Annotated in this window: 25 protein-coding genes; 7 read left to right on the forward strand and 18 right to left on the reverse strand. The window is 72.5% G+C overall.

Translation table 11 applies throughout. From position 1 onward, the window contains the following. Positions 1–75: 75 nt before the first annotated feature. Positions 76–1,008, forward strand: a complete 933-nt coding sequence (locus ACIQWA_RS24915) for an alpha/beta hydrolase (protein WP_402485929.1) — start codon at positions 76–78, stop codon at positions 1,006–1,008. 16 nt (positions 1,009–1,024) lie between these two features. Then, complete coding sequence (locus ACIQWA_RS24920) at positions 1,025–1,744, forward strand: helix-turn-helix transcriptional regulator (RefSeq protein WP_402485932.1); 720 nt, start codon at positions 1,025–1,027, stop codon at positions 1,742–1,744. Between the two features lie 88 nt (positions 1,745–1,832). Here ACIQWA_RS24920 and ACIQWA_RS24925 read toward each other — a convergent pair whose 3' ends face one another. Genes ACIQWA_RS24925 through ACIQWA_RS24935 form a run of 3 tightly spaced genes read right to left on the reverse strand, consistent with a single transcriptional unit; the run spans position 1,833 to position 2,589 of the window. Continuing rightward, positions 1,833–1,961, reverse strand: coding sequence for a hypothetical protein (locus ACIQWA_RS24925; protein ID WP_402485935.1), 129 nt, complete (start codon positions 1,959–1,961; stop codon positions 1,833–1,835). Beyond that, complete coding sequence (locus tag ACIQWA_RS24930) at positions 1,946–2,221, reverse strand: hypothetical protein (RefSeq protein ID WP_402485938.1); 276 nt, start codon at positions 2,219–2,221, stop codon at positions 1,946–1,948. Before ACIQWA_RS24930 ends, ACIQWA_RS24925 begins: the two co-directional genes overlap by 16 nt. Beyond that, positions 2,218–2,589: an ATP-binding protein gene (locus ACIQWA_RS24935; RefSeq protein WP_402485940.1), complete on the reverse strand. Its 372-nt coding sequence runs from the start codon at positions 2,587–2,589 to the stop codon at positions 2,218–2,220. Before ACIQWA_RS24935 ends, ACIQWA_RS24930 begins: the two co-directional genes overlap by 4 nt. A 229-nt stretch (positions 2,590–2,818) precedes the next feature. Between ACIQWA_RS24935 and ACIQWA_RS24940 the strand changes: the two genes are divergently transcribed. Then, complete coding sequence (locus tag ACIQWA_RS24940; RefSeq protein ID WP_402485942.1) at positions 2,819–3,664, forward strand: helix-turn-helix domain-containing protein; 846 nt, start codon at positions 2,819–2,821, stop codon at positions 3,662–3,664. An 11-nt stretch (positions 3,665–3,675) separates the two neighbouring features. After that, on the forward strand, positions 3,676–3,861 hold the full coding sequence (locus ACIQWA_RS24945) for a DUF397 domain-containing protein (protein WP_402485944.1): 186 nt from the start codon (positions 3,676–3,678) through the stop codon (positions 3,859–3,861). Positions 3,862–4,344: 483 nt separating this feature from the next. Here ACIQWA_RS24945 and ACIQWA_RS24950 read toward each other — a convergent pair whose 3' ends face one another. After that, a complete protein-coding gene (locus tag ACIQWA_RS24950; protein ID WP_402485948.1) occupies positions 4,345–5,100 on the reverse strand; it encodes a DUF6193 family natural product biosynthesis protein in 756 nt (251 codons plus the stop codon). A gap of 205 nt (positions 5,101–5,305) precedes the next feature. Between ACIQWA_RS24950 and ACIQWA_RS24955 the strand changes: the two genes are divergently transcribed. Next, on the forward strand, positions 5,306–5,704 hold the full coding sequence (locus tag ACIQWA_RS24955; RefSeq protein WP_360238891.1) for a hypothetical protein: 399 nt from the start codon (positions 5,306–5,308) through the stop codon (positions 5,702–5,704). Positions 5,705–5,930: 226 nt separating this feature from the next. On the opposite strand, the gene ACIQWA_RS24960 is transcribed toward ACIQWA_RS24955, so the two are convergent. The 12 genes from ACIQWA_RS24960 to ACIQWA_RS25015 all read right to left on the reverse strand — a co-directional run bounded on the left by ACIQWA_RS24960 (position 5,931) and on the right by ACIQWA_RS25015 (position 18,194). Continuing rightward, positions 5,931–6,512, reverse strand: coding sequence for a hypothetical protein (locus ACIQWA_RS24960; protein WP_402485952.1), 582 nt, complete (start codon positions 6,510–6,512; stop codon positions 5,931–5,933). Positions 6,513–6,693: 181 nt separating this feature from the next. Further along, positions 6,694–7,467, reverse strand: coding sequence for an ABC transporter permease (locus tag ACIQWA_RS24965; RefSeq protein WP_402485955.1), 774 nt, complete (start codon positions 7,465–7,467; stop codon positions 6,694–6,696). Beyond that, positions 7,464–8,429, reverse strand: coding sequence for an ATP-binding cassette domain-containing protein (locus ACIQWA_RS24970; RefSeq protein ID WP_402485957.1), 966 nt, complete (start codon positions 8,427–8,429; stop codon positions 7,464–7,466). The genes ACIQWA_RS24965 and ACIQWA_RS24970 overlap by 4 nt, the downstream gene beginning before the upstream one ends. Beyond that, positions 8,429–9,268, reverse strand: coding sequence for a DUF4097 family beta strand repeat-containing protein (locus ACIQWA_RS24975; RefSeq protein WP_402485960.1), 840 nt, complete (start codon positions 9,266–9,268; stop codon positions 8,429–8,431). Before ACIQWA_RS24975 ends, ACIQWA_RS24970 begins: the two co-directional genes overlap by 1 nt. A 94-nt stretch (positions 9,269–9,362) precedes the next feature. Then, positions 9,363–9,962, reverse strand: a complete 600-nt coding sequence (locus tag ACIQWA_RS24980) for a toxin-antitoxin system HicB family antitoxin (RefSeq protein WP_402485963.1) — start codon at positions 9,960–9,962, stop codon at positions 9,363–9,365. A 151-nt stretch (positions 9,963–10,113) separates the two neighbouring features. Next, positions 10,114–11,184, reverse strand: a complete 1,071-nt coding sequence (locus ACIQWA_RS24985) for an adenosine deaminase (protein WP_402485966.1) — start codon at positions 11,182–11,184, stop codon at positions 10,114–10,116. Positions 11,185–11,250: 66 nt separating this feature from the next. Next, the gene (locus ACIQWA_RS24990) at positions 11,251–12,546 is read right to left on the reverse strand and encodes a DUF445 domain-containing protein (RefSeq protein ID WP_360238905.1); all 1,296 of its coding nucleotides are present in this window, start codon (positions 12,544–12,546) and stop codon (positions 11,251–11,253) included. Positions 12,547–12,662: 116 nt separating this feature from the next. Then, positions 12,663–14,027 carry a nucleotide sugar dehydrogenase gene (locus tag ACIQWA_RS24995; protein ID WP_402485969.1) on the reverse strand — a complete coding sequence of 455 codons (1,365 nt, stop codon included), beginning with the start codon at positions 14,025–14,027 and terminating at the stop codon, positions 12,663–12,665. Then, complete coding sequence (locus tag ACIQWA_RS25000; RefSeq protein ID WP_402485972.1) at positions 14,024–15,250, reverse strand: glycosyltransferase family 2 protein; 1,227 nt, start codon at positions 15,248–15,250, stop codon at positions 14,024–14,026. The genes ACIQWA_RS24995 and ACIQWA_RS25000 overlap by 4 nt, the downstream gene beginning before the upstream one ends. 238 nt (positions 15,251–15,488) lie before the next feature. Further along, positions 15,489–16,448 carry an ATP-binding cassette domain-containing protein gene (locus ACIQWA_RS25005; RefSeq protein ID WP_360238909.1) on the reverse strand — a complete coding sequence of 320 codons (960 nt, stop codon included), beginning with the start codon at positions 16,446–16,448 and terminating at the stop codon, positions 15,489–15,491. A gap of 26 nt (positions 16,449–16,474) precedes the next feature. Further along, positions 16,475–17,302, reverse strand: coding sequence for an ABC transporter permease (locus ACIQWA_RS25010; protein WP_402485975.1), 828 nt, complete (start codon positions 17,300–17,302; stop codon positions 16,475–16,477). Further along, positions 17,295–18,194: an ABC transporter permease gene (locus ACIQWA_RS25015; RefSeq protein WP_402485978.1), complete on the reverse strand. Its 900-nt coding sequence runs from the start codon at positions 18,192–18,194 to the stop codon at positions 17,295–17,297. The genes ACIQWA_RS25010 and ACIQWA_RS25015 overlap by 8 nt, the downstream gene beginning before the upstream one ends. 281 nt (positions 18,195–18,475) lie before the next feature. Between ACIQWA_RS25015 and ACIQWA_RS25020 the strand changes: the two genes are divergently transcribed. Then, on the forward strand, positions 18,476–20,800 hold the full coding sequence (locus ACIQWA_RS25020; protein ID WP_402485981.1) for a transglycosylase domain-containing protein: 2,325 nt from the start codon (positions 18,476–18,478) through the stop codon (positions 20,798–20,800). Positions 20,801–20,867: 67 nt separating this feature from the next. Here ACIQWA_RS25020 and ACIQWA_RS25025 read toward each other — a convergent pair whose 3' ends face one another. Further along, complete coding sequence (locus ACIQWA_RS25025; protein ID WP_402485984.1) at positions 20,868–22,037, reverse strand: winged helix DNA-binding domain-containing protein; 1,170 nt, start codon at positions 22,035–22,037, stop codon at positions 20,868–20,870. A 9-nt stretch (positions 22,038–22,046) separates the two neighbouring features. Then, positions 22,047–22,307, reverse strand: a complete 261-nt coding sequence (locus ACIQWA_RS25030) for a LysR substrate-binding domain-containing protein (protein ID WP_402485987.1) — start codon at positions 22,305–22,307, stop codon at positions 22,047–22,049. Positions 22,308–22,369: 62 nt separating this feature from the next. On the opposite strand from ACIQWA_RS25030, the gene ACIQWA_RS25035 reads away from it, so the two are divergent. Then, positions 22,370–22,708, forward strand: coding sequence for an SDR family oxidoreductase (locus ACIQWA_RS25035; RefSeq protein WP_402486239.1), 339 nt, complete (start codon positions 22,370–22,372; stop codon positions 22,706–22,708). The last annotated feature ends 40 nt before the right edge of the window (positions 22,709–22,748 follow it).

Raw genomic sequence — 22,748 nt, forward strand, 5'->3', positions numbered from 1 at the left:
CTCCGACCAACTGTGACGCAGTTCACCGGGAAAGGGCGACAGGGTGTTGTCGCGGACAACGGCGACTGTCGACGCATGACGATCACAGACGAGGACTGCCTCGCCGAGACCCTGGCATTCAACGAACAGTTCGAGGCTGCTGCTGCAAGCCGCCCACCTCGCGGGCGAGCGCCGGATGCAACCGTGCTGGCGCTCCTGCGGCGCAACCGGCTCGGGGGCGACACGCCACCGGTGAGCCTGCCGCAGGGCCAGGACCGCGTCGTCGCGGGCGGGGTGAAGTTCCGGGTGTTCGTGCCGGACCACGTCGAGGGCGTGTACCTGCACATCCATGGCGGTGGCTGGGCGTTCGGCTCTGCTGGCGGGCAGGACGAGCGGCTGTGGCGGCTTGCCGTGCAGGCGCGGCTGGCCGTGGTGAGCGTGGAGTACCGCCTGGCTCCGGAGCACCCATTCCCCGCCGGCCCCGACGACTGCGAAGCGGCCGCGCGGTGGCTGGTGGACCACGCCACGACCGAGTTCGGCAGCAGGCGGCTGCTGATCGGTGGCGAGTCGGCCGGCGCCCACCTGAGCGTCCTGACCCTGCTGCGCCTTCGCGACCGGCACGGCATCACCGGCGCGTTCCGGGCGGCCCACCTGCTCTTCGGCCCGTACGACCTGTCGATGACACCGAGCCAGCGGTCGTTCGGCTCCAGGCAGTTGCTGAGCAACACCGACGCACTGCACGGCAGTTACGAGCTCTTCACGCCGGGCATGGGGGCGGAGCAGCGCCGCGACCCGGAGGTCTCGCCGCTCTTCGCCGACCTGGCCGGCCTGCCGCCCGCCCGGATCGTCGTCGGTACCGAGGATCCGCTGCTGGACGACTCGCTCTTCCTGGCCGAGCGGTGGCAGGCGGCCGGGACGCCCGTGCAACTCGGCGTCGTCGCCGGCGCGATGCACGGCTTCACCCTGTTCCCGCTGACCATCACCGAGCGGGAACTGCAGCGGGAGCAGGACTTCCTGGCCACCGCGTGACAGTAGCGTCAGCCTCATGAACCGCACTCCTCGGCTCTACGCACTGGTGGAAGAGTTGCGCGCGGCGGCGCCGCGGCCGTTGACGGTCGCGGCGCTGGCCGCGCGGTTCGAGATCAGCACGCGCACGGTGCAGCGTGACCTTCAGGCACTGATGGAGGCCGGTGTCCCGGTGCGCACCACACCTGGGCGAGGCGGCGGCTGGTCGATCGACCCGGCGATGACTCTCCCCCCGATCCGTTTCACCGCCGACGAAGCCTCGGCGTTGGTTGCCGCGCTCGCCATGGCCGATGCCTCGGCCCCCTACGCCAGTGCGGCCCGCACGGCATCCCAGAAGATCGCGGCCTCGATGACCGGTCCCGCCTCGGTGGCGGCCCATGAACTCGCCGCGCGGATTGTCACGCTGCCGGCTCGGACCGCGCAGCCGGTCCGAGCCGCAGTGGAACAGGCCCTCACCAACGGCTTGGTGCTGCAACTGTCCTACCTCGACGCGGCAGGGCGGGAGAGCGACCGCGTGGTGGAGCCGGCCGGACTGCTCACCGCCGACGGCAGGTGGTACCTCATCGCCTGGTGCCGCAAACGGCAGGCCGGTCGAGGCTTCCGGCTGGACCGAATCACAGCGGCGGCTCCGACCGGTGAGCAGGCGCTGCCTCATGACCTGGCCGGCCTGCTGCTCGGCTCGGCCGCCGCCGGTGCGGTGCGGCCCACCGCGCTGGCTTCACTCACACCCCCACCATGAGGATCCGAAGGCACCAGGGCGGCACGGGCGGGGTGTGCACAGGAAGTCGACCGGGCCGACTTCCTGCGTACGGACGGACCGGAATCGGCTACTGGGGGCGGGCGCCGGTGAGCGGGGGTCGGACGTCGGTCGGTCTGCGCCAGAAGCCGGTGGAGCGGGTTTCGCAGAGCGCGCCGAGGAGGGCCGCGAGGAGGTTGACGATCAGGAGTCCGAGCATCGGTGGTGACCGCCGTCGCGGCTGCGCCTGTACTCGCGGAGGAGCGCGAGGAGGTTGATCAGGGTGCTCGCCGGGACGTTGCCGAAGTTGACGAGCCGACGGCCGGTCAGGTTGGTCTCACCCGGGTGGGCGGACGGCCAGAGGAGGCCGAACTCGCGGCCCTCGGTACGGAGTTCGATGATCAGTTCGGTGAGCTGGCGGCCGGTGAGGTGGAGCAGGGCCGGGTCGGCGGGGTGGATCGGGTGGTGGGCGGCGCTCACGCGGCACCGTCCAGCTCGAACCAGGTCGTCTTGCCGAGCTTCCGGGGTTCGACACCCCAACGGTGGGTGAGGCCCTCAACCAGCCGGAGGCCCCGGCCGGACTCGGAGCAGGGGTCGAAGGGACGCTGCTCGGGGAGGACGGAGGAGCGGTCGGAGACCCCGACCCGGAGGGTGTTGCCACGGAAGAGGATGACGACGACCGGGGCCGGGGTGTCGGCGTGGCGCCAGGAGTTGACGATGAGCTCGACCAGGGCGAGCTGGGCGTCGGCGATGAGCGACGGGGGCCAGTCGAGGCTGGTCAGGGCCTCGTGGAGGGCCTCGCGGGAAACCGCGAGGGAGGGGAAGGGGGAGTTGAGGAGGTTGCGCACAGGGATCTCCCAGAGGGGAACGGGTGAGATCGGAGGATGCGTCGCCGTGAACGAGCCCACTGGACATGGGTGTTCTTCGGAGCCCGAGCGGCGTTACTGACGATCCGTTCGGTGATCGGTGCATCACAGACTGTAGGGCAAGTCTTGGGACTTGTGCCATACGGTTGGGAACATGTCCCCAGAACGAGTGGCTGGACTCTCACCAGCGCCGCGTTAGATGCTTGGCCCCATGCCCCACACCTCGAGCGCACGCAAGCAGCGGATCGGTATCGAGCTGCGGAAGATGCGCGATGCCGCCGGCAAGACCACTGCCGAGGCAGCCGCAGTTCTAGGGTTGAACCGCACAAAGATCACGCTCATCGAACAGGGGATGTACGCGGTCACCGCCGAGCGAGTGATCGCCCTCGCATCCGAGTACGAGGAAGGCGACGCCGCGTACGTCGACGCCCTGGCAGAGATGGCAGAGGACAAGTCGAAGGGATGGTGGGAGTCCCATCGCGGACTCGTTTCGACCGGCCTGCTGGATATCTCAGAGGTCGAACACCATGCGCACGGCATCTCGACCTATCAGATCTGCCACGTGCCCGGCTTGATGCAAACCGAGGACACCGCCCGAGAGATATTTCGCGAGGTCTACCCACCCCTGAGGCCCCTGAACATCGAGGCGCGAGTAGAGAACCGCATGCGCCGCGCGCTGCTCCTCACGCGAGACGCTCCCATGCCCTATGAGGCAATCGTCCACGAGGCGGCCTTGCGAATGATGTTTGGCGGGGCGACTGTTGCTCGCGCCCAGCTCAAGCACCTACTCGGCCTGTCCGAACTCCCCAATGTGACACTGCGCGTACTGGAGTTCCGAGCTGGTGGATTCAAGGGCGCGGGCCAGGCAGTCATGTATGCACGAGGCCCAGTCGCTCGCTTGGACACCGTGCAACTCGACTCGATCGGAACACCCGCGTTCCTGACCGATGTTAACCAACTCAAGAACTATCAGGACGTCATTGCCGCGATGAGAGATCGGGCACTCAGCCCTGAGGATTCGCGCGACCTCGTCTCCCGCATAGTGAAGACCCTGTGAGAGGAACCATCATGGATGAACTCGCCTGGCAAAGGCCCACCGCTTGTGGAGACGGCAACAACTGCCCGGAGGTAGCCGTCACCCCCGACGCCGTCTACGTCCGCAGCAACCTCCTGCCCGAGGCCGTCGCCCAACTCACTCCCAGCGAGTGGCGCGACCTCGTCGCCGCCATCCGCAACGGGGAGTTCGACGTCTGACCTCCGACCGCACCGCCCGGCCGGACCGGTTTTGGATCATGCACTCTGAGCTGCTAACGTTCTTCTCGTCGCAAGGAACACAGTTCCTCGTCAGGCGTCAGCGGTACTACCAGAGTACGTCCTACTTTCAGTAGGAAGAGTCCGTGCAACCCGGGCCTGGCGCTCCACAGTCGGACGGCCCGGCACCTACCACAGGTGCCGGGCCGTCCGCATTCCCCGACAGCAACCGCCGCCCGCTCCCCGATTCGGATCATGGGCGCTGAGCTGCTAATGTTCTTCTCGTCGCGAGGGACATGAATCCTCGTCAGGCGTCAGCGGTACTACCAGAGTACGTCCTACTTTCAGTAGGAAGAGTCCGTGCAACCCGGGCCTGGCGCTCCACAGTCGGACGGCCCGGCACCTACCACAGGTGCCGGGCCGTTCGCATTCCCCGGCGGCAAGCGCGTTCCCGCGCACAACCCGTACTGGGACGGGCACCGGCCGTCAGCCGTCCTCCTTGCTGCCGAGCACCGCCGGACCGAGGCCGGCGGGCAGGTGGGCGACGGCCAGTGCGACGGCCTCCTCCGCCGTCCCGACCTCGGCGATCACCCCGCCGTGGGGGAACCGCTGCACCCGGTACGGGCAGCCGTCCTGCGCGGGAGCGATCGCGATCACCGGATCGGACGGGAAGCCGGTCCGGTCCCGGAGGACGAGCGTCCGGTGGCTGACGACCGGGGACAACTGCCGGAGCCTCGGCTCCGCATCAGCTGCCGCGACCAGCAGGCCGAAGCCGGTGAACTCCGGTTCCTGCAGGGCGCGTTCCCGGATCCAGCTCCACTGCAGCCCGACCACGGCGGCAACCCCGTGCTCATGGGCCTCGGCGAGCTCCGAGGAAGTGAGGAACGGGAACCGTTCGCGCAGCTCCGCGAGGCTCAGACCGCTCCCCCAGGCCACGGCGGCCCTGACGACGTCCCGGAGGTCGGCCGTCCACCCCGTGATCATCTCGGTGCCGAGGCTCCAGCCGGAGACGCCGAAGCACCGCTCCCCGGTGGAAAGGCTGACGTGCAACGGCCCCCGCCGGCCCCTGCTCGCGGGGCCCGAGGGCACCGTGCCCACCGGGGCGGCGATGCCCGCCGAGGCCGCGTCACCCCACCTTCCCGGCGCCAGGGTGATGTCCACGGCCAGTTCGGCGGCGGCCGACTCCAGTGCGGCGGCGAGGCTCCCGGCGGAGGCCAGGTCAGGGTAGAGATCAGGATTCACCCTCCCAGTCTGACGATACGAATTCCCCGAATCCAGAAAACGGCCTGATCCGATCACTTCCGAACGAACCGTACGGAAGCGGGTTTTCCGCTCTCGAAGGCCGGGGTAGTGCGGAGACGTTCGCACTCCGACGATCCCCGGGACCGAAGCGGCCCCGGGACCGAAGCGGAGGCGAATCCTCGGAATTCTCCCGGAAGGAATTCACATGAACAGGCTCGTCCGCAACGCCCTCGTCACCGTCGTCGCCGCCGGCGCTCTCACCGCCGCCGTCGCACCCGTCGCCATGGCCGCCGACCAGACCCGGACGACCACCGTCGCCCAGGCCCGGCTCGCCAACCCGAAGACGGTCAAGGCCGCCGCCTACAACCAGGCCCGCAGCACCCTCGCCCAGGCGGGCAGCCAGACGGCCGCCAAGTCCCACCCGGCCCACGGCACCAAGGACGTCCCGGTCTCCTACGGCACCAGCCTGCTCGCCGCCGCCCGCGACGAGTTCCGCGCCGCCGACAAGAACCTTCCGGCCGGCCAGAAGAAGTCCGACATGTCGATCCCGCACTACAACGCCATCCACAGCGCGGCGGCCACCATGGGCATCACCGTCTGGTGACCCCCGGCGGCCCCGCCGCCCCCGGCACCATCCGGCAATGCCCCGGCCGGCCCGGGCTGACGAGCGGTCCGCGCGCTCAGGCCCCCCTGAGCGCGCGGAGCCGCGTCGACGCACCGGTACCGGTCCGTACGGAGGAAGACCCGGCGCAGCGGGGCCGCGGTGACGAAGACGAACAGCCCAGGGGGGCGGTTGATCGCCCTCGGGGGGCAGTTGACGACCCTCGGGTCTAGGACCCGGCTCCGGCGGGCTCCGGCTTGGGGAGAACCCGGGGCTCGCCCGGGCTGCCGTCGGGGAGGATGTCGAAGACGGTGAGGGAGGTGCGGCCGGTGACGGTGATCCGGTCCGGCCCGGTCCAGTCGACCCGGATGAAGTCGCCGTCCCGGGTGTCCCAGGTGCCCATGCTCCAGTGGCGGGTGGACCAGCCGGTGCCGGCCTCCAACTCCACCTGGTAGACCGGGTCGATGGAGAAGCCGGAGACGTTGGTGACGCTCAGGATCCGGTCCGGGCGGTTCGGGCTGACGAAACGCTCCTCCCGGCCTCCGTCACCGCTGAACACGAAGGACAGGAACAGCACCGGCACCCCGGCGACGACGAGCGGAGCCAGCAGGGCCGCGCAGCCGATCTGCGAGAACCAGGTGCGGAAGTCCAGCTGGACCACCAGCGAGACCACGACCAGCACCACCGCCGACCCGATCAGCAGCACCGGCCGGTTGCACCAGTGCTCGACCACCACCAACCCGCCCGAACGGGAGGCGTGCCAGCCCGGCAGGTACACCAGCAACGCGGCGAGGGCCAGACCTCTGAGCACCCACGCGATCTGCTTGCGACGCCTCGCCGCCATCCGTCCCCCCGCGCGGTCCTTTGCCGAGCTTTGCGCGGACTTTACTACAGGGGTCCGGCGGCGGAGCGGGGCCGGAAACGCCACGGCGGCCCGGGCGGCGGGTGTCCCCGCGGCCCGGGCCGTCCGACGGCTACCGGCCGTACCCCCGTCACCGCCGGTAGAAGACGCTCCGCGACCAGAAGTAGCCGAGCAGCGTCAGCCCGGTGCACCAGGCGAGGGCGATCCAGCCGCTGTTGCCGATGGCGGTGCCCATCAGCAGGCCGCGCAGGGTCTCGATGATCGGGGTGAAGGGCTGGTACTCGGCGAACCAGCGCAGCACGGTCGGCATCGAGTCCGGTGGCACGATCGCGCTGCCGATGAAGGGCAGGAAGGTCAGCGGCAGCGGCGTGTTGCTCGCGCTCTCCGGCGTCTTGGAGACCAGCCCGATCCCCGCCGATATCCAGGTCAGCGTGAGGGTCACGAACAGCAGCAGGCCTGCCGCCGCCAGCCACTCCAGCGGCCCGGCGCTGGACCGGAACCCCATGGCGAAGGCCGCGCCGATCACCATCACCAGCGCGACGACCGTCTGGATCACGCTTCCGACCACGTGGCCGGTCAGGAACGCCGACCGCGAGATCGGCATCGTGCGGAACCGGTTGACGATCCCCTCGGTCATGTCGACGCAGACGCCGACCGCCGTGGCGACCGAACCCGCCGTCGCCGTCATCAGGACGATCCCCGGCGTCACGTAGTCGATGTAGCTCCCGCCCCCGATGCCGGCTCCCAACGCGCCCCCGAAGGCGTAGTTGAAGAGCAGCAGCATCATCACCGGCATCACCACGACCGAGAAGGTCATCGCCGGGTACCGCTGCGCGCGCTTGAGGTTCCGCCGCAGCATGGTCAGCGAGTCGCTGACCACGTACGTCGCCGTCGCCGTGCTCATCGTGCACCCTCTCCGGTGAGTTGCAGGAAGACGTCGTCCAGGTCGGCCGTCTCCACGACCAGTGACTCGGCCCGTACCGAGGCGTTGTCGAGCGTGTCCAGCACGGCCTTCACGGTGAGCACGGAGTTGTCCCCCGGGATGTCCAGCCGCAGGGCCTCCGCGTCGGCGGTGGCGTAGTCGAACAGCGCTGCGGCGGCGGCGAGTCGGTCGCCGTCCGAGAACTGGAGCCGGATCCGCCCGCCGGGGACGATCCGCTTCAACTCCTCGGCCGTGCCCTCGGCGACGATCCGGCCACCGTCCAGGACGGCGATGCGGTCGGCGAGTTGGTCGGCCTCCTCCAGGTACTGGGTGGTGAGGAAGATCGTCACCCCGTGGTCGGTGACCAGCCCCCGGATGATCTCCCACATGGTGCGCCGACTCCGCGGGTCCAGCCCGGTGGTGGGCTCGTCCAGGAAGATCACCTCGGGGTTGCCGACCAGGGTCATCGCCAGGTCGAGCTTGCGCCGCATGCCCCCGGAGAAGGTGACGGCGGGCTTGCGCGCGGCTTCGGTGAGCTCGAAGCGTCGCAGCAGTCCCTCGGCCCGCCTCCGCCCCTCCCGACGGGGGAGGTGGTTGAGGTCGGCCATCAGCATCAGGTTCTCCTCGGCGGTGAGGAGGTTGTCCACCGCCGAGAACTGGCCGGTGACCCCGATCGCCCTCCGCACGCCGTCGGCCTGGCGGACCACGTCGTGCCCGGCCACCCGGGCCGCGCCTCCGTCGGCGGGGATGAGGGTGGAGAGGATCTCCACCGTGGTGGTCTTGCCCGCGCCGTTCGGGCCGAGCAGGGCGAACACGCTGCCCGCCGGGATGGACAGGTCGACGCCTCTGAGCACCGCCTTGTCCCCGTAGCTCTTGGTCAGCCCGGCCACCGAGATCGCCGCGGTGCTCGCGAGCGGGGCCGTTGCCGGGTTCGTCGTCGCCATCAGGCCCTCCGGATGAGGATGCTGCCGACCTGGGTGGCGCCGCGGATCTCGACCGTCTCCCGGGCCTCACCCGGACCGGCCGCCGTGTCGAGGGCGTTGCGGACGGCGCCGAACTTGCTGTGCACGTCGAGCCAGGCCGCCGTACCCTCCGCGATGCCGACCTCGATGTCCCCGACGCCGGACTGGAGGCCGACCTTGCCGCGGACGACCTGGCCGACCCGGATGTGGCCGTTCGCCGTCTTGGCCTCGACGTCCCCCTCGGCGAGGCCGATGTGGATCCGGCCGTTGGAGGCGTTGGCCGTCAGCACGCCGTGCACCTCGTCGATCTCGGTGTCGCCGTTGCTGTTCTTGACCGTCAGCCGGCCGCCGACGGCGCCGACCTCGATCCGGCCGGAACCCGTCACCTCGGCGTCCCCGGAGACGGTGCCGAGCCGGATGTCGCCCATGTCGGTCTTGAGTCGGGCGCCCACGGCCCGGTCGACCTGGATCCGCCCCATGGAGGTCTTGATCCGGCAGTCGCCGAGCGGGCCCTCGGTGACGAAGTCCGCCATCGGGGAGTCGGCGTGCACCTCGGAGCCGGCGGGCAGCTCGACCGTGAGGTCGATCGAGCCCTTCTTGCTGGAGAACACCGTCCGCTGCTTGGGACCCTTGACGGTGAGCCGGCCGCCGGAGAAGTCGACCTGGGTCAGCTCGGCGGCCTTGACGTCCGCGTCCTTGGCGGCGCTGGTGGGCCGGACCTCGACGACCGTGTCGGTGCGCTTGGTCGCCCGGATCCACACCGAGCCGATTTCGAATTCCAGGGAGACGGAGATCTGTCCGTCGGTCTCGTACGTGGGCATGGCTGTGCCGTCCTCTTGACTCGTGTGAGTGTCCCCGCTGGTCGGAGCGGGGGTGACGTTGCAGGGGCGATCGGTCTGGCGGTACTGCGAGGCGCTACTGGACCCAGCCGGTGAAGCCCTGGCCGCCGACGCCGCGAACGGTGCGGGAACCGAGCTCGGCAGCCGGGCGGGCGGCCCGGGCGCCGCCGTCGACCGCACCGGCGACGGCCCGGACCAGCCAGGCGTTGAGCGAGAGGCCCTCCTGCCCGGCGGCCTCCTCCGCCCTGGCCTTGAGGTGCGCGGGCAGGCGCAGGTTGATCCGGGCGGTGCCGCTCTCGTCCGACTCCGACGTTGCAGCCGGGGGCGCCGACGGCGTTATCGGTGGCACCACGGGCGGCACCACCGGTGGCACCACGGGCGGCAGCGCATCCGGCAGCGCGGGCGACTCGTCACCGTGGAAGCCGCCGGAGCCCGGTGGCGCCGTCACCACGAACTCGGGATCGAGGCCGCGCAGTCGCACGTCCACCGAGCCCGGGGCGAGGTCGCGGGTGACTTCACCCATGGCGGCGGAGAGGGCGTTGAGCAGGGTGAGCCGCACGGCCGACTCCAGCGGGAGCGTCAGCCGGTCGGCCAGCGCCCGCGCTTCGTCCCCGCCGGTGGCGGCGGCCACCGCGAGCTCGTTCCGGAGGTTTTCGACGTACGGCGTGAGGTCCATGGCTAGAGCATGGCACAGCACTGGCGCCATGTCGAGCCATTTGTGGCACCACTTTGGCGCCACGCCCGGACGATCCGGCGCCAGGAACGGCGCCAGGAACGGAACCGCCCCGCCGACCAGGGGTCGACGGGGCGGTTGACCTGTGGGAACGTCAGCGCTGCTGCTGCCAGCCCGCCAGGTAGGAGTCGATCTCGCCGACCAGCCGCGCCTTGCCCGCCTGCTCCAGGAACGAGGCCTCGACCGCGTTGCGGGCCAGCGCCGCCACCCCGGTCTCGTCCAGCCCCAGCAGCCGCGCCGCCACCGCGTACTCGGTGTTGAGGTCGGTGCCGAACATCGGCGGGTCGTCGCTGTTGACGGTGACCAGCAGCCCGGCGTCCACCATCCGCTTGATCGGGTGGTCCTCGATCCGCTCGACCGCCCGGGTGGCGATGTTGGAGGTCGGGCAGACCTCCAGCGGAATGCGGTGCTCGCCCAGGTGGTCGACCAGCGCCGGGTCCAGCACCGCCTGGGTGCCGTGCCCGATGCGCTCGGCGCCGAGCTCACGGATGGCGTCCCAGACCGTCTCCGGCCCGGTGGTCTCACCGGCGTGCGGGACGGAGCGCAGGCCGGCCGCCCGGGCCCGGTCGAAGTACGGCTTGAACTGGGGCCGCGGCACGCCGATCTCCGGGCCGCCCAAGCCGAAGCTGACCAGGCCCTCGGGGGCCAGGTCGGTGGCCAGCCGGGCGGTGATCTCGGCGGCCTCCAGGCCGGCCTCGCCCGGGATGTCGAAGCACCAGCGCAGCACCACGCCGAGGTCCTTCTCGGCGCGCAGCCGGGCGTCCTCGATCGCCTCCATGAAGGCCACGTCGGGGATGCCGCGCCTGACCGAGGAGTACGGGGTGAGGGTCAGCTCGGCGTAGCGGATGTTCTGCCGGGCCATGTCCTCGGCCACGCCGTAGGTGAGCGCCCGGACGTCCTCTGCGTCACGGACGAGGTCCACCACGCTCAGGTAGACCTCGATGAAGTGCGCGAAGTCGGTGAAGGTGAAGTACTCGGCGAGCGCCGCCGGGTCCGTCGGCACCTTGGACTGCCCGGCGTACCGGGAGGCCAGGTCGGCGACGATCCGCGGCGAGGCCGAGCCGACGTGGTGGACGTGCAGTTCCGCCTTGGGCATCCCGGCGATGAACGCCTCGATGCTCCGGTCACCCAGGTTCCCGATCCGACTTCCGTCCGGCTGGACCACGGTCGTTGCCTCTTCTCTTCTACGCGCGTACCGAGTGGTGCTGGCAAGGATAGGCCGAGGCCCGGTTCACCCGCCGAGGGCCACCGCCACGGTGTGGATCAGCAGCCCGGCCAGGGCGCCGACCACGGTGCCGTTGATCCGGATGAACTGGAGGTCCCGCCCGACGTTGGCCTCGATCTTGCGCGAGGCCTCGTCGGCGTCCCAGCCCGCCACCGTCTCGGAGATCAGCGAGGTGATCTCGGTCCGGTAGGTGTCGACCAGGTACTGGGCGGCGTCCTGCAGCCAGCCGTCGACCTTGGCCTGGAGCTTGGGGTCGGTGGCCAGGCGCTCGCCGAAGCGGCGCACGCCGTCGCGGATGCGCCGGCGCAGTTCGCTGTCCTCGTCCTCGGCCGCGCCCATCACCAGGGTGCGCACGGCGGCCCAGGTGGAGTTGATCAGGTCCTGCACCTCGGGGCGGGCCAGCAGCTCGCCCTTGGCGCGCTCGACCCGGGCGATGGTCTCGGGGTCGTTCTGCAGCTCGGTGGCGAAGTCGGCGAGGAAGTTGTCGATCGCGCCGCGAGCCGGGTGGTCGGGGTCGTCCCGGATGTCGGTGACGAAGCGCAGCAGTTCCTTGTAGACCCGCTCGCCGACCTGGTGGTCGAGGAACTTCGGGGTCCAGCCCGGGGTCTTCTGGGTGACCTTGCGGACCACGTCCTCGTGGTTGTCGGTCAGCCAGCCGTGCGCCCGGACGGCGACCAGGTCCACCACGCCGTGGTGCCCGCCGTCCGCGACCACCTTGCCCAGCATCCGGCCCATCGGCTCGGCCACCGAGGTCGCGGCGGCCCGCCTGGTCACCGCCTCGGCGACCACCGCCCGCACGTCGTCGTCGCGCAGCACCGCGAGCAGCCCGCGCAGCGCCGCCGAGGCCTCCTTGGTGACCCGCTCGGCGCTCCCGGGTGCGGCCAGCCACTCCCCCAGCCGGCGGCCGACGCCGAGCGCGGCCAGCCGGCCGCGCACCACGTGGCCGGCCAGGAAGTTGTCGCCGACGAAGTCGCCGAGCGAGCGCCCGAAGGCGTCCTTCTTGGTCGGGATGATCGCGGTGTGCGGGATCGGCAGGCCGAAGGGGCGGCGGAACAGCGCCGTCACGGCGAACCAGTCGGCCAGCGCGCCGACCATGCCCGCCTCGGCGGCGGCCGCCACGTACCCGGCCCAGGGGCCGGCGCCGGCCGCCTTGGCCCAGGTGGCGAGGGCGAAGACCAGGGTCGCGAAGGCCAGCAGGCCGGTCGCGATGGTCTTCATCCGGCGGACGCCGTGTCTCTTCTGCTCGTCGGCCGCGGTGAACCGGACCCCGGGGCCGGTCCCGCTGAAGGCTTCGTCACTCACCCCGCCAGTCTGCCCGCTGACCGGCGCGGACGGGGGCGTGCCCCACGATCACACGCCCCCGGAGGCCGTACGCGCCCGGGCCGACACGCCTCCGCCCCCTCACGCCTCCGCCCCCCTCACGCCCCGCCCAGCACGATCCGCCGCACCCCCGCCCCCGCCCACCGCGCCGGATCCGTGCACCGCCGCCCGTCCAGCAGCACCCGCACCCCCGGCAGCTCCGCCGGCCCCAGCTCCCGGTACTCCGGGTGGTCCGCCTGCAACACCGCCGCCACCACCGGCTCCCCGCCGTACGGGGGCAGCCCGAGCGCCGCCAGCTCCGCCGCCCGGTACAGCGGATCGGCGACGTACGGCCGGGCCCCGGCCGCCTCCAGCGCCGCCACCAGCGGGAACACCCCCGAGTACGCCGTCTCCTTGACCCCGCCCCGGTACGAGGCCCCCAGCACCAGCACCCCCCGCCCGGCGATGCCCCCCGGCACCGCACCCGCCAGCACCCCGACCGCGTACCCGGGCACCTCCAGGTTGGCCTCCCGGGCCGCCCTGACCACCGTCGCCGCCGGGTCGTTCCACAGGTACAGCCGCGGGTACACCGGGATGCAGTGCCCGCCGACGGCGATGCCCGGCCGGTGCAGGTGGCTGTACGGCTGCGAGTTGCAGGCGTCGGCGACCTCCGCGAAGTCCACCCCGACCCGGTCCGCGTACCGGGCGAACTGGTTGGCCAGCGCGATGTTGACGTCCCGGTACGTGGTCTCGGCGAGCTTGGCGAACTCGGCCGCCTCCACCGAGGCCAGCTCCCACACCCCGTTGGGCCGGGGCAGGTCCGGGCGCGGGTCGAAGTCCAGCACCGCCCGGTAGAACTCGGCGCCCCGCCGCAGCGAGGCGGCGTCCAGCCCGCCGACCAGCTTGGGGTAGCGCCGCAGGTCGGCGAAGACCCGCCCGGTGCGCACCCGCTCCGGGCTGAACACCAGCGCGAAGTCCGCCCCGGGCGCCAGCCCGGAGCCGGCCGCCAGCCGGGGCGCCCAGCGCTCCCGGGTGGTGCCGACCGGCAGCGTGGTCTCGTAGCTGACCAGCGCACCGCGGCGCAGCCCGGCCGCGACGGCGTCGGTGGCCGCGTCGAGCAGGGCGAAGTCCGGGGTGCCGTCGGCGGCGGTGACCAGCGGGACGACCAGGACGACGGCCTGCGAGGCGGCCGCCGCGGCCGTGGTGTCGGTGGTGGCGCGCAGCCGGCCCTCGGCGACCACCCGCTTGAGCGCCTCGTCCAGCCCCTCCTCCCGGGGGAACGGCGGCACGCCCAGGTTGACGCTCTCCACCACCCGGGGCGCGATGTCCGCGCCGAGGACCCGGTGGCCCTTCGACGCGAACTGCACGGCCAGCGGCAGGCCCAGCTTACCGAGGCCGACCACGCAGACGTCCGGTCCGCGCTCGTCCGGACTCACCTCCGGGCCGACGTCGGGACTCACCTCCGGGCCGACGTCGGGACTCATCCGCGGCCCCCGTTCACCGAGTTGGCGAGCCTGCGCCAGGCCGGACGGCGCCGCAGCCCGCGCCGCACCTGCTCCGGCACGACGCCGCGCCACAGCTGCTGGGCGAGGTTGAGCGGCGGCGCGGCGACCGGCGGCGGCTCCTCGCCCAGCAGGAACAGCCCGTCGGGCAGGCCGAGCCGGGCGTCCCGGAACGCCGGGTAGCCCGCGTAGCGCCGCCGGCCGGCCACCACCACCGGCGGGTCGCCGTGCGCGGCCTCGTAGCGGATCTGGTCGCGCAGCGCCTCCGGCCGTACGGCGGCGGCGAGTTCGAGCCGCAGCCGGGCGGTGACCGGCAGCCGGTCGTACACCGCGCGGGCGCCGAAACGCTCGATCATCCGGCCGACCTCGGCGCACACCCGCCGTTGCAGCCCGTCGTCCAGCAGCAGGAAGCCGTCCTGGAGCAGCCGGGGCACGTCCCAGGCGAAGCTGCGCACCCGGATGGCGTCCAACTCCTCGCCGGGACCGGCCAGTTCGACGGCCACCTGCTGGAGGGCGGTGATCCCGCGCAGCCGGTCGAGCACCGAGGCCCGCTCCGTGACGTTGCCCCGGTCCTCGCGCAGCACCAGGAAGTAGTAGTCGTAGTCGGCGAGGACGGACACCCGGGTGGCCCGCAGGCAGGCCTCCAGGGTGAACGGCTGGTCCGAGAAGACCTTCAACTCCTCGTTGCGGCGCAGCCCGTGGCGCCGGACGAGGTCCGTCCGGAACAGCTTGGTGTCGGACAGCGCCCAGGCCAGCGCCGAGTCGGCGAAGCCGACCGACTCGGCGTCGGCGTGGAAGATGCCCTGCGGCACCAGCCGCCCGTTCACCCCGACCTGCTTGGGCACCACCACGTCCGAGCCCCAGGCGTCGGCGGCCGCGACCAGCCGCTCCAGTGCCTCCTCGCCGAGCCAGTCGTCGGCGCCGAGGAACAGCACGTACCGCCCGCGGGCCAGGTCCGTGCCGCGGTTGGTGGGGCCCGCCGGGCCGCCCGAGTTGGGCTGGTGGACCACCCGGAACAGCCCGGGGTGCCGGGCCGCGTACTCGTCCAGCAGCACCTCGCCGCCGTCCGTGGAGCCGTCGTCGACGACCACCACCTCCAGCCGCCCCGGTCCCAGGGACTGCCCGACCAGCGAGTCCAGACAGGCGGTGAGGTACGGCATGGTGTTGTGGACCGCGACCACCACGGTCACGTCGGGTACGGTCATCGGGCGGCGGGCCTCCGGGGCAGTGGTGGTTCACCGGCGCGCTGACCGGCGGAGATGCACCGTCCAACTCGGCCACCCGCCGGGGAGTCACGTGCCCTCCCCGGACGGGTGACCGGAACCGAACGCCCGCCCGAACCGTCAACCGGCCGCCCCGCACGCCCCGGGCCCAGCGCCCCCGCGCCCCGCCCCCGCACGCCCCGGCTCCGCCCCCGCGCGCCCCGGGCCCAGCGCCCCCGCCTCAGCCGATCGCCACCTCCGCGTACATCCGCGCGATCACGTCCTCGATGGCCGGCTCACGCACCGAGAGGTCCACCAGCGGGTACCGCGCCGCGACCGCCGCCACGATCGGCGCCGCGCTCTCCTGCGCCGGGAAGGCCAGCCACTGGCGCGGCCCCTCGACCTTCACCACCCGCGCCCCGGCCACCTCGATCGGCGGCCGGGCCTCGGCCAGGTCGACCACCAGGGTCCGCTCGCTGCGCCCGGCGGCGTGCAGCCCGTCCAGCCCGCCGTCGTGGACGACCCGGCCGTGGTCGATCACCATCACCCGGCCGCAGAGCTGCTCGATGTCGGTGAGGTCGTGGGTGGTGAGCAGCACGGTGGTGCCGCGGTCCCGGTTGACCTCGCGCAGGAACTCGCGCACCCGGCCCTTGCTGACCACGTCCAGGCCGATGGTCGGCTCGTCCAGGTAGAGCACCTGGGGGTCGTGCAGCAGGGCCGCCGCGAGGTCGCCGCGCATCCGCTGGCCGAGCGAGAGCTGCCGTACGGGGGTGTCCAACAGGCCGCCCAGGTCGAGCAGTTCGACGCAGCGGCCGAGGTTCTCGCGGTACCGCCGGTCGGGGATCCGGTAGATCCGGCGGGCGAGTTCGAAGGAGTCGCGCAGCGGGAGGTCCCACCACAGGGTGGTGCGCTGCCCGAAGACGACGCCGATCCGGCGGGCCAGCGCGACCCGTTCGCGGGCCGGGTCGACCCCGGCGACGCGCAGCCGGCCGGAGCTGGGGACGAGGATGCCGGTGAGCATCTTGATGGTGGTCGACTTCCCGGCCCCGTTGGGCCCGATGTAGCCGACGCACTCGCCGGCCTCGACGGTGAAGCCGAGGCCGTCCACCGCGCGAACCTCGCGCTTGACCCGGCTGAACCGGCCGGTGCGGGCCCGCACGGTGAAGGTGCGGTGGACGTCCTGGAGTTCGATCAGTGCCATGGGTGCTCCTTGCGTTGCGGGGAGGGTCAGCTGCCGGTGCCCCGGTAGGCGCGCAGTCCGGCCCGCCAGGCCAGCCCGGCGGCGGCGACGCAGAGCGCGGCGGCGACCGGGGAGGCGTACTGGAAGGCCGTGGGCAGCCCGAGCGGGTCGGGCCGGTCGAGGATGCGCAGGGTGGGCAGCCAGTTGACGAAGGCCAGCGGGACGCCGAAGACCACCCCGGCGACCAGTTCCTTGGCGAAGACCGTCGGCGGGTAGTGCAGCAGGGTCGCGCCGCCGTAGGTGAAGGAGTTCTGGATCTCCTTGGACTCGCCCCACCAGAACTGGACGGTGGCGCCGCCGACGTAGATCGCGCCGAAGATCACGCTGCCGCACACCAGCAGGACGGGCACCAGCAGCACCCGGTCCCAGGTCCAGTGCACGTCCAGGGCGGCCAGCGACCAGCCGAGCACGATCACCGCCTGGAGCGGGCGGCCGAGCCGGCGCAGGCTGAACCGCTCGGCGCACAGCTGGGAGAGCGCGGGCGCGGGGCGGACCAGCATGGTGTCCAGCGAACCGTTCATGATCCGTACGCCGAGGCCGTCGGCCGAGCCGACCAGCAGGTTGGCGACGCCGAGCGAGAAGGTCGCGGTGGCGTAGAGGAAGGCGATCTCCGGCAGGCGCCAGCCGCCGAGCTGGTCGGTGTGCCGGAACATGATCACCAGCACGACGAAGTCGAGCGAGTGGGTGACCAGGCTGGCCAGCAGGTTGAGCAGGAAGGACGCCCGGTAGGCCATCATCGAGCGCATCCACATCCGGGCGCAGAGCCACCAGGAGCGGACCGCCCAGGAGCTCCGGGCGAGGAGCGGCTCAGCCACCCTGCACCACCACCCGGCGGGTCGCCAGCCACTGCGCGCCCCGGCCCGCGGCCAGCAGCGCGCCCGCCCAGCCGAGCTGGAAGCCGAGCGCCCGCAGCAGCCCGGCGCCGCCCGCCCGCTCCAGGAAGACGTCGGTCGGCACCTTGACCAGGGCCGCCCAGGGCAGCACCCGGGCGAGGTCGCCGAGCCAGCCGGGGAAGAGCGCGATCGGCAGCAGCATCCCGGAGAAGAACATCGACACCACCAGGGTCACCGCGCGCACCCCCTCCGAGTCGTGCAGCCAGAAGCCGGTGATCGAGACCAGGAACCGCACGCCGAAGCTGACCAGCAGCGCGAGCAGCACCGAGAGCAGGAAGAACACCCAGGTCAGCGGCCGCTCGGGCATCCGGGTGCGGAACACCAGGGCGCCGAACAGCATCGGCACGGTGCCGCGGACCAGCGCCTGGAAGCCGGCCCGGCCGAGGTCGGTGGCCAGCCACCAGCCCTGGAAGTCGACCGGACGGTAGAGGTCGACGGCGATGTCCCCGCTGCGGAAGCGGTCCTGGACCTCGTCCTGGAAGCCCCCGCCCCAGACCGCGACGGTGACCAGCAGGCCCTGGCTGACCCAGATGTAGGTGACGGCCTGGCCCTGGTCGTAGCCGCCGAGGTTGGGGCGGGCCTGCCAGAGGGCGAGGAAGGAGGAGGCCAGGATGACCCCGAAGACGGTGTTGGTGAAGGTCCCGGCCAGGGTGGCGGCCCGGTAGGTGGAGTAGCGGCGGAAGGCGCCGCGGGCGACGGCGGCGTACAGCCCGAGGGAGGCGTACAGCCCGGCGGCGAACAGCCCGGGGGCGGACAGCCCGGCGGCGTTACCGGTATCGGGAGGCCTCGCCTCCGCGGTGGAAGCTCCGTGCATATTGTCTCCTTATCGACATTTACCGGCGCAGACGGGCGCCGCGAGACGTCGGCGCACGCTCCAGCGGCCCCGACCGACCGCCCCCGGGGGTACCGGGCCGGACGTGCGGAGCTGCCGAAGTGGACGCGCTATGCGATTTGCACCTTTCACCGTACCGCCGGCCCCCACGGCCCGCACCCGGATTTCCGGCGCACCCCGGGGCGCACGGACCGGCACGCGCAACCACGCAGTTCAGGCCCCCGCCGCCGCTGAACCCACGTCAAATAGCAGATAATCCCGCCATGACGTTGAGCACCCGCCGCCAGGCCAAACGGGCCGCCCGCCGCGAAGCCCGCCGCGCCCTCCCCCTCTGGCGCCGGCTCCTGCCCACCTGGCGAATCACCCTCGGCGCCCTCACCGCCCTGCTACTGCTCGCCGTCGGCGCCTTCGCCGTGCTCTACGTCATCGTCCCGGTGCCCGACCCCAACGCCCACGCCACCGCTCAGAACAACATCTACCTCTACGCCGACGGCACCACCGAGATCGCCCGCACCGGAGCCGTCAACCGCACCGACGTCACCATCGAGCAGATCCCCCTGCAGACCCAGCAGGCCGTCGTCTCCGCCGAGGACCGCACCTTCTACCAGAACCGCGGCATCGACCTGAAAGGCATGGCCCGGGCCGGCTGGAACACCCTGCTCGGCAAGGGCATGCAGGGCGGCTCCACCATCACCCAGCAGTACGTCAAGAACTACTACCTGACCCAGGATCAGACCTTCGAACGCAAGGGCCGCGAACTCTTCATCGCCCTCAAGGTCGACCAGCAGCGCAGCAAGAACGAGATCCTCGCCGGCTACCTCAACAGCAGCTACTTCGGCCGCGGCGCCTACGGCGTCCAGAGCGCCGCCCACGCCTACTACGGCGTCGACGTCTCCCAACTCACCCTCGGCCAGGGCGCCTACCTAGCCTCCCTGCTCCAGGCCCCCAGCCTCTACGACGTCAGGACCGCCACCCCCGCCAACCGCGAGAAGGCCCTCGCCCGCTGGAACTACGCCCTCGACGGCATGGTCCAACTCGGCTTCCTCACCAGCACCGACCGCACCGCCACCACCTTCCCCGAACCCATCGACCCCCAGCCCGCCACCGGACTCGCCGGCCAGGCCGGCTACCTGGTCGGCGTCGCCGACGACTACCTCATCTCCTCCGGCACCATCGACGCCGCCACCCTCAAGGCCGGCGGCTGGCGGATCACCACCACCTTCGACAAGCCCCGGCAGGACGCCTTCGTCAAGGCCGTCCAGTCCGAACTCACCAGCGAACTCGACCCCAAGGCCCGCCCCACCACCGACACCGACGTCCGGGTCGCCGGCGCCTCCGTCGAACCCGCCACCGGCCGGGTCGTCGCCGTCTACGGCGGCCCCGACTACGCCAAGCAGCCCTTCAACGACGCCCTGCGCCAGGACAACCAGATCGGCTCCACCTTCAAACCGGTCGACCTCGCCGCCGGCCTGATCGCCCAACACACCGTCGACGGCCGCCCGATCACCACCGAGACCCGCTACGACGGCACCAGCGAACGCCCCGTCACCGGCGGCCCCACCCCGTACGCCCCGCCCAACGAGGACGACGTCGACTACGGCAACATCACCCTGCGCTACGCCATGGTCAAGTCCGTCAACTCCGTCTACGCCCAGGAAGGCGTCGACGCCGGACTCGGCCGCGTCCGCGACACCGCCGTCAAACTCGGCATCCCCGACAGCGTCCGCGGCATGGACCCGGCCAACACCTCGATGACCCTCGGCACCGCCACCCCCAGCGCCCTCGACCTGGCCGGCGCCTACGCCACCCTCGCCAACCACGGCCAGGCACACACCCCCTGGTCCGTCCAGAAACTCGAACGGGTCAACCCCGGCGGCGCGATCGACGTCCCCAAGATGCCCGACCACAAGGCCACCGACGCCGTCGGCCGCACCGTCGCCGACTCCGTCACCGACGTCCTGCGCGACGTCGTCAGCCCCCGCGGCACCGGCGCCGCCGCCCTCGACCTGGGCCGCCCCGCCGCCGGCAAGACCGGCACCACCGACGCCAACCTCTCCGCCTGGTTCGCCGGCTACACCCCCGAACTCACCACCACCGTCGGCCTGTTCCGCGAGAACCCGAAGACCCACGCCAAGGAGCCGCTGGCCGGCACCGCAGGCCTCACCCGGGTCAACGGTGGCGCCTTCCCCACCCGGATCTGGACCGACTACATGACCGCCGCCCTGAACGGCACCCCCACCCAGCAGTTCGACCTCCAGACCGGCCGCGGCGACCAGGGCCCCGACACCTGGACCCCCACCGGCACCCCCAGCACCAGCACCTCCCCCACCGGCACCCCCAGCGCCGCCGCCACCACCGGTGCCCCCGCACCCACCGCGCCCGGCCACGCCCCCGGCGCCCCCAGCGCCCCCGCCGCCACCGAACAGCCCGGCCCCGACGCCCCCAGCCCGCAGAACCCCCGGCCCACCCCCAGCCAGGACCAGCCCACCCCCAGCACCCGGCCCACCCCGACCCGGCCCGCCCGCCCCAGCAACCCGCCCACCGCCACCACCGCGCCCACCGGGACGGCCACCCCCGCGGCCCAGTGAACCGGGGCGCCGGCGCGGAGACCCACGCCGGGGGCCCGCCCCGCTCCCGCTACGCCACCGACACCCGCTACGCCACCAACTCCCGCTCCAGCGGCGTACGGAAGCGCGGCGTCACCCGCACCTCCCCCAGCCACCCCGCCAACCGCCCCGCCTCCGCCGCGACCGCCCGCTCCGCCTCCGCCCCCACGTCCCGGAACAGCCGCCACACCAGCTCACCGTCCGCCCGCTGCGCCCAGCCGCCGACCACCTCGCCGCACCACCACACCGTCGGCCCCGCGTTCCCCGCCCGGTCGAACAGCGCCGGCACGTCCTGCGGCCGCAGGTACCAGTCCCGCCCGCGCCAACCCATCACCGCCGGGTCCAGCGCCGGCAACAGCGCCGCCCACGGCTCCGGGGCCGCCACCGGCCCCTCGTCCCCCGGCAGCACCACGGCCGCCGCGCCGCCCGCCAGCGCCACCGCCCGCGCATCCACGTCCGCCAGCGCCCGCCGGACGTCCCCCAGCGTCCAGCCCGTCCACCACTTCACGTCCTCGACCGTGCCCGGCCCGTACGCCGCCAGCCAGCGCCGCACCACCTCCGCCTTCGCCTCCCGCACCGGCACGTCCGGCCACTGCGGCACCAGCGCCCACGGATAGCTGCTGCTCAACCAGGACCCGCGCGGACGGCACCGGCGCACGTGCCCGTCCGAGGCCAGCAGCCGCAGCAGCCGGCTGCCCACGCTCTGCTTCGCCGCGTACGCCTTGCCCGCCGACATCAGCATCGTCTCCCGCAACTGCGGTACGTCTTCGCCGAGTTCCTTGGTCGTCGCCTCGCCGCGCACGGCCAGCGCGGCCAGCACCGCACGCTCCGCCTCCGCCAGCCGGGCCTCGTCCCAGCCCTCGGCGTGGTCGCGCAGGTGCTTGAGCAGCGTCGCCCGCTCCTTCGCCGCGATCGCCCGCGCCGCCCCCGAACTCACGTACGGGGCCAGGCCCTCCGTCACCGCGAAGATCGTCCGCCGCATCGACAGCAGCTTCACCAGCGAGACGTCCTCGTACAGCGCCCGGTCCACCTCCGCCGCCGAGGGCTCCGCCAGCCGCGCGCACGCGGACAGGTACACCGTCGCCGCGTCCGTGGCGTGCAGCCCGACCACCGCGTCCGCCACGTCCTCCACCCGCGCCGCCCGCACCGAGGGCGCCAACAACTGCCGACGCCCCAACCGGGCCCGCCGCTCCACCTCATCGATCACCGGGACGCTCATGCCCGGACCCTAGCGGCTACCACCGACAGAACCGAGCTGCTCCGCCGCGGACCCGGCCGACCCGGCCGACTCGGCCGACTCGGCCAATTCGGCGAACTCCGCCAGCAGCGGCGACGTCCGCCCCGCCGCCCAGGCCAGGCACACCCGGTGCGGCGCGAGGTCCGACACCGGCACGTGCACGACGTCCGCGCGGGTGTAGAAGGCCGCCATCGACAACGGCAGCACCACCATCCCCTCCCCCGCCGCCACGTACTCCAGCTTCTCCTCCACCGTGTCCACCCGCGGCCGCGACCGCTCCGGCCGCCGCCCCGCAGCTGCGCCCCGGCGGCTCGATCACCCTCACCTCCGGCACCGCCGGCCTGCGCCCGGTACCGGGCTGGAGCGTCGCCGCGAGCGTCTGCGGCGCGGTCGAAGCCCTCGTCCGGGCGCTGGCCGTGGAACTCGCCCCGATCCGGGTCAACGCCGTCCGGGCCGGGATGATCCGCACCCCGCTCTGGTCCGGCCTGCCCGAGGCCGACCGCGAGCAGCTGTACGCGCAGACCGCCGCCGCCCTGCCCCTCGGCCGGATCGGCGACCCCGAGGACACCGCCGAGGCCTACGCGTACCTGATGGAACAGCGCTTCGCCACCGGTACCGTCCTCACCGTCGACGGCGGCGGGCTGCTCGCGTAGGACGCCCGGGCACGGGCCGGCCGGTCACAGGTACGGGCCG

This window comes from Kitasatospora sp. NPDC098652 (assembly GCF_044760155.1).
Classification (GTDB): Bacteria; Actinomycetota; Actinomycetes; order Streptomycetales; family Streptomycetaceae; genus Kitasatospora.